The organism is Bacillus sp. MRMR6, assembly GCF_001940785.1.
Classification (GTDB): domain Bacteria; phylum Bacillota; class Bacilli; order Bacillales; family Cytobacillaceae; genus Neobacillus.
In genome coordinates, this window is sequence record NZ_MSLS01000010.1 from 132924 (window position 1) to 139683 (window position 6760).

General features: G+C 38.1%; 5 protein-coding genes and 1 rRNA gene. 3 read left to right on the plus strand and 3 right to left on the minus strand.

What is annotated here, in order from left to right:
* Positions 1-15: 15 nt before the first annotated feature.
* From BTR25_RS12295 to BTR25_RS12305, 3 genes are all read right to left on the minus strand, one after another.
* Entirely contained in the window at positions 16-1467 is a 1452-nt protein-coding gene (locus BTR25_RS12295) for a carbon starvation CstA family protein (RefSeq protein WP_075688352.1), read from the minus strand.
* 168 nt (positions 1468-1635) lie between these two features.
* A complete protein-coding gene (locus tag BTR25_RS12300) occupies positions 1636-2367 on the minus strand; it encodes a LytR/AlgR family response regulator transcription factor (RefSeq protein ID WP_075688353.1) in 732 nt (243 codons plus the stop codon).
* Positions 2368-2369: 2 nt separating this feature from the next.
* Complete coding sequence (locus BTR25_RS12305; protein WP_075688354.1) at positions 2370-4106, minus strand: sensor histidine kinase; 1737 nt, start codon at positions 4104-4106, stop codon at positions 2370-2372.
* A gap of 351 nt (positions 4107-4457) precedes the next feature.
* Between BTR25_RS12305 and BTR25_RS12310 the strand changes: the two genes are divergently transcribed.
* From BTR25_RS12310 to BTR25_RS12315, 3 genes are all read left to right on the plus strand, one after another.
* Positions 4458-5648, plus strand: coding sequence for a glucose-1-phosphate adenylyltransferase (locus BTR25_RS12310; protein WP_075688355.1), 1191 nt, complete (start codon positions 4458-4460; stop codon positions 5646-5648).
* A gap of 149 nt (positions 5649-5797) precedes the next feature.
* A complete protein-coding gene (locus BTR25_RS27580) occupies positions 5798-5950 on the plus strand; it encodes a hypothetical protein (protein WP_175596766.1) in 153 nt (50 codons plus the stop codon).
* A 383-nt stretch (positions 5951-6333) separates the two neighbouring features.
* Positions 6334-6760, plus strand: a 16S ribosomal RNA gene (locus tag BTR25_RS12315); the annotation flags it as partial.

The following is a 6760-nucleotide window of genomic DNA, read 5'->3' on the forward strand; positions in this document are numbered from 1 at the left end:
TTTTTTATTTAGACTCTAAGCAACTTTATTCCAGTTAGAAATATCCTCTTCCAAAGGAAGATTGTTTGCCCGAGCTTTTTTAGCAGCACGGAAGAACAAGGCGATGAGTACCGCGGCACCGATAAATCCACCTATCCAGGCTGTTGTCATAGGTAAGCGGAAGCCAATTTGTGCATTTAAAATATAGGTAATTACCATTACTAACATAAATGCTCCTGGTACAAGTGCTATATAGTAATTTTTGCGAGCAATGTATAAATACATAGCACCAACAAAAAGTGCAATTACTGCAGTTGCTTGGTTAGCCCAGCTAAAATATCTCCATAAGAGATTAAAGTCAATTTGTGTTAAAACGACAGAAATCGCAAATAGTGGAAGAGCAATCAATAATCGGCTTGATAGTTTCTTTTGAGCCATGTTAATATACTCGGCAATAATCATACGTGCACTTCGGAATGCGGTATCACCTGAAGTGATCGGCAATATTACAACTCCAAGAATAGCAATCGTTCCGCCGATTGCTCCAAGCATGGCAGTAGACACTTCACTAACAATTGCTCCAGGTCCGCCCGCAGCTAGTAGTTCTTGTAAACCTGTATAACCATCGAACAGGCTCATCGCAGCAGCTGCCCAGATCATGGCAATAATTCCCTCTGCAATCATCATTCCGTAGAAAATCTTACGTCCTTGCTTTTCTTTTTGTGTCGTACGAGAAATGATTGGTGTTTGTGTCGCGTGAAATCCAGAAAGTGCCCCACAAGTAATGGTAAAGAATATTAATGGGAAAATAGGAGCATTAGCAGGGTGAAAGTTCTGGAACGAAAGTTCTGGAATTGGAGCACCTGTAACAATCAAACCGATGCCGACCCCAACAGCACTGATCACCAGAAGTGCCCCAAAGTATGGATAAAATCGACCGATAATCTTATCAACTGGCATTAACGTTGCTAAAACATAATAAATAAAAATGGCCGCGATAATGATACCTATTGCTACTTTGCCATCCATTAAAACATTCAGTAAGCTGGCGGGAGTAGATACAAACACTGTACCCACTAATAAAAGAAGAAGGACAGCAAAAGCGTTTACAACATGCCTCATGATTTTCCCTAAGAACTTACTTGCTAATTCTGGAAGATGAGCCCCTCGATTCCGAATGGAAATCATGCCTGTTAAATAATCATGAACTGCACCTGCAAAAATACAGCCGACAACAATCCAGATAAAAGCAGCAGGCCCGTACAGTGCCCCCATGATCGGACCAAAAACAGGCCCTGTACCAGCAATATTTAGTAATTGTATTAGTGAATTTTTGGGTGTACTCATCGGAACATAGTCAACACCGTCGCTATTAACGTAGGCTGGTGTTGCTCGGTCTTCCTTCACACCAAATACTTTTTCAACAAATTTCCCGTAAGTAAAATAGCCGATAATGAGAAGGGCTATTCCTGCTAGAAATGTAAACAAAATAATCTCCCCCTTTTAAATTAGGAATGAATGCGGTTTCATAAGTAAGTATAAAAGAGAGACTGTACGATTTGGGTAAACGGCGACTAAAAGGTAGAAATACTGGAATAACATGTGTTTATTTAAGATTAAGATGCAATTTTTTGAAATAGTTGAAAATTAACTAATTCAAATTTCTAAGCGGGCTCTTAAAGCCTTCACATAGTTTCGGCTGACCGATAACATTTCCTTCCTACCCTCAACTTCTAATTGATACGCACCGTTAAACCAAGGAGTCAATTTTGTTACATAATCTAAATTAATAAGAAAACTTTTATGAATTCTAAAAAAACCATAAGCTAGTAGTCTACTTTCTAAATCCTTCAGTGGTGTCTTTGTTTCAAACTCGCCATTCTTTGTAATAAGCTTTGTCAATTTATCATCTCTTACCATATAAAGGATCTCTTTTGGTTCGAGATAAAAGATTGCGCCATCGGCCTCAACTGCTAGTTTACCAGAAGGTTTACCAAAATCTTTTTGATTAGAATTTATCTGTTTCCTCACAATCCTTTGAATCGTTTCCTGCAATTGCTCCTCATCATAAGGTTTTAATAGATAATCAACAGCATCATAGCGGAAGGCTTCTGCAGCAAATTGAGGGTAAGCTGTAGCAAAAACAATGAATGGTACTTTTTTTAGTTCCAATAATGCCTTAGCTGCAGTCATTCCATTCATTTTTGGCATCTCAACATCTAGAAATACAACATCAGGCTGTAGATGTAGGGCTTTCATTATGGCACTTTCACCTGTTTCTGCTTCGCCAATGATTTGGATGCTAGGAAAGGTCTCTAATAAGTGAATCAATTCAACCCTGCTAAATGGCTCATCATCGACAATAAGAACTTTAATTGGCTGCCCCAACCTTATCCTGCCTCCCTAATTGGAACGGAAAAAGCAATTTCCGTACCTTTATTTAATTCACTCATTATTTTCAACGCTGCACTTTCACCGTACATAATCATTAGGCGCCTATTAACATTATATAGAGCCAAACCACTGCCGGTGGTGGATTCAATTGGAGCTTTACTAATTTGAATTGATCGATCTTTACTCATGCCAATGCCATTGTCTTCAACCTTAACGGTAGTTGATTGTAGATTTTGTTTTATAGAAATTTTTACAAAACAGTTACTATCTTTATCTTTCATTCCATGTTTGATCGCATTTTCTACAATCGGCTGTAATGTAAGTGGTGGGATATTTTGGAATAGAATATCTTCATCAATATCATAGATAACAACCAACTTATCTACAAATCTTGCTTCCTCAATCGCTAGGTAGGCTTTAACATGTTTTAGTTCCTGTTCCAGTGTTGTCAGGCTTTGTGTCGTTACAGATAAATTCTGGCGTAAAAAATGGGAAAGAGATACCAGTAACTTTCTTGCCTTAGCGGGATCGATTCGAACAAGTGAAAGGATCGTGTTAAGGGTATTAAACAAGAAATGTGGACTGATTTGTGCTTGAAGTGCCTTTATTTCTGCCTCTCTTGCCAACTGGTATGCCTTGTCTGCTTCAGCGATTTCAAGTTGATTACTTAAAAGGGAACCGAGACCAGCTATTAATTCCATGGTAACGGGAGTGATTTCCTTTTCGGAACGGAAATAGAATTTTAATGTACCAATCGTGGCTCCTCTGTGTTTTAACGGTGCTATAACGGCTGCACCGAGAGGACATCCTTTTACTCTGCAATGGATCGATTCCTGATTGGCAACGGTAATATCTCCCTTTAGAATGGCATCAAGTGTAATCTGGGTTTGAATGGAGCTTTCAGCACGGTGATGATCGTGCCCAAGACCTACGTGAGCTAAAATTTCTGTTGAATTAGTCATTGCGACAGCTCTAGTGTTCATTTCGTTATGTAAAATATGACAAACCACTTTAGCAGACTCCTTAGAAAGTCCGTTTCTCAGGTATGCTAGAGTTTGATCAGCAATTCGTAAAGTCTTTTGTGCCTGAATAGCACCAGCCTTCTCTTCTTCATTGATTACGCTTTTAATAATAAGCAAAAACAGTGCGCAGCCTAGGCCATTAGCCAATATCATGGGCAAACCTATCATTTCGACTAATGTCCAAGCCTTATCAAAAGGGCGTGAGATAACTAAAATAACAAGCATTTGTATGGATTCTGCCAAGGCACCAATAAAAAATGCCGAACGAAAGCTTACATGTTTGTTTTTCCTATGAAAGATACCCGATATTAATCCGGCAATAATGGTGGCTAATCCGCATGAAATAGCTGTGAATCCCCCTAGTGTAAAACGATGAATACCAGCTATTAGTCCAGCGCCCAATCCCACTTTATAACCGCCGAGAAGCCCTGCCAAAACAACACCGATGACTCGGGAATTAGCGATTGCCTCATCTGTATTTAGACCTGAATTCCACCTGTTAAATTGTAAGCTGTCCGTACTGAGAGTCAGCCCTGAATAAGTGCCAATAATACCGAAAAATCCAAAGAAAATAATAGCTGTCCACTGTTGCTTTTGATTTAACCTCTCTTGGTAGATCATATCGCGAAAAAAAGGAAATCTGGTTAAGATAAAAGCTATTGTAACGAGAATACCAAGCCTTTCAACCATTGTAATAAGCAATTCAAACATAAGATTGCTCCTTTAAGAGATGCTATATAATTTTATTTTATCAGTATTTAGAAAAATCGGAATAATTATTTGCTTTGAATATGAATGCTAGCGATCGTTCTTTCTATTAATACATAATCTGGAAAGGATTTAGTCAAACTACATGAGAATAAAAAGATTTAGTTGTTTTATTAATATCCGACAATTAAAGCCAATATCTAGTAATAAGTGAGAATAAACTGTCGATGGAAAAATAGTTGATATTCACAACTCTGTAACATGTAAACGGAGATAGAGATGAAGATTGGAGATAATAGAAGTATAGCAACTAAGTGTCATGAGAACTTTAAAATTTATTAAAGGAGGAGGACCATGAGAAAGCAAAAATGGATGGCTATGCTCTTAGCTGGCGGAAAGGGGACAAGGTTAGAACAACTTACTAGAACAATAGTAAAACCAGCAATTCCATTTGGAGGAAAATACCGCCTTATTGATTTTGCACTGAGTAACTGTAAGAATTCAGGAATTGACACAATTGGAATCTTAACACAGTATAAACCTCTCGCTTTGCATACCCACCTTGGGAATGACCACTTATGGAACCTGTACAGTAGGAACGGGGGTATGACCATTCTACCACCCATTTATTCAGATGAACATGTCATAGGATGTTATGAAGGTACATCTCATGCTGTTTATCGTAATCTGGGATTTATTGAGCAATATAAACCGGATTATGTATTAATACTAGCAGCAGATCAAATCTATAAAATGAATTTTGAGTTGATGTTGAAAGAGCACATCGAAACAAAGGCTGATTGTACAATCGCCGTTGTCGATGTCCCTTGGGAAGAAGCATATCGATTTGGTCTCATTAAAATGGACAAATTGACGCATAGAATAAAAGATTTTGAGGAAAAACCAGTAAATCCAACTACAAATTTAGCTTCGATGGGGATTTATATCTTTAATTATGAAATTTTAAAAGAATATTTAGTTCGCGAAGAACAAAAGGAATATACTCATCGCGATTTCGGTAAAGATATTATTCCTGCTATGGTGGATGATCAGTTACAGATCTATGCTTACCCATTCAAAGGGTACTGGCGAGACGTTGGCACAGTTCATAGTTATTGGGAAGCAAATTTAGATTTATTAAATAATAAGAAAAACATTTTTCTTCAGGATCCTGACTGGAGAATTCACACAGTTGATGATAATGTACCACCTTCATATTTAGATGAATCAGCAAAGGTTCATCAAAGTCTAGTTAGTGAAGGCTGTGAAATTTACGGAAATATTGAAAGGTCTGTTATTTTTAATGGAGTGAAAATAAAAAGAGGTGCCGTCATTAGAAATTCAGTTATCCTTCCTGAAACCATAGTGGAGGAAAATGTGTGGATAGAAAATGCTGTGATTGGGAGCCAGTCATTAGTTAAAGATGGAGTGATTATTGTTTCAAAAACACCAGAATTGCAATTAATGGTGATCGGAAATTATTCAACCATTGACCCAAGCATTATGTATGATCAATTAAAAGAAGACATTAAACCTGTTTCATAATATTTATTGGATAGAGTCGATGATAGATTTTGTCCAATTTAAGCATCCTATAAAGGGATGCTTTTATTTTTTTTGCAATTGGTAAAAATAATGAAGGTGCTGCAGATAATCAAAAGAGAAGTGGTTCTCAATATATTGGAGGTACAACAATGATATTTAATGATTTGTTTTATAGTTTTAAAAACTGGTGGGCAGAAAATGAAATGAGCGAACAGGAATTCAATCAGTTTGAACGCGTAGAATCACAACATACAAGGGTTAGACATGATGAGGATATTCGCGAGATCATTCGTGTTCATTAAAAGAGTTTCGTACGGGTAGAGTTTAATTGAGACTGATGGTAAAAATTTCATTTGAAATACGATCTTTAAGGTGGTATTATAAAAAACGTTCCCCAAAAACAGACAAGTAAATGGTTGTTGGAGAACAGGTAAGAAAGTGGTTGTTATTACCATTGATTAATATCTTAGTGGGTGTTAATATTAAATCTATTCACTAAGAAGGTAGATAGTTTGGTGAAAAAAGTTATTGACTCAAACTGTTAATGCGTGTTATAGTAATATCCTTGTTGTTAAATTGTTCTTTGAAAACTAAACAAACAAAAACGTCAACAAACAATAAATTTCATGTTTCTTCTATTAAATTAGAGAACATAAGCCAACGTAACAAATGAGCTATATCAACTTTCATGGAGAGTTTGATCCTGGCTCAGGACGAACGCTGGCGGCGTGCCTAATACATGCAAGTCGAGCGAATCATGAGGTGCTTGCACCTCTTGGTTAGCGGCGGACGGGTGAGTAACACGTGGGCAACCTGCCTGTAAGACTGGGATAACATCGGGAAACCGATGCTAATACCGGATAATTCTTTTCCTCTCATGAGGAAAAGCTGAAAGTCGGCTTCTCGCTGACACTTACAGATGGGCCCGCGGCGCATTAGCTAGTTGGTGAGGTAACGGCTCACCAAGGCGACGATGCGTAGCCGACCTGAGAGGGTGATCGGCCACACTGGGACTGAGACACGGCCCAGACTCCTACGGGAGGCAGCAGTAGGGAATCTTCCGCAATGGACGAAAGTCTGACGGAGCAACGCCGCGTGAACGATGAAGGCCT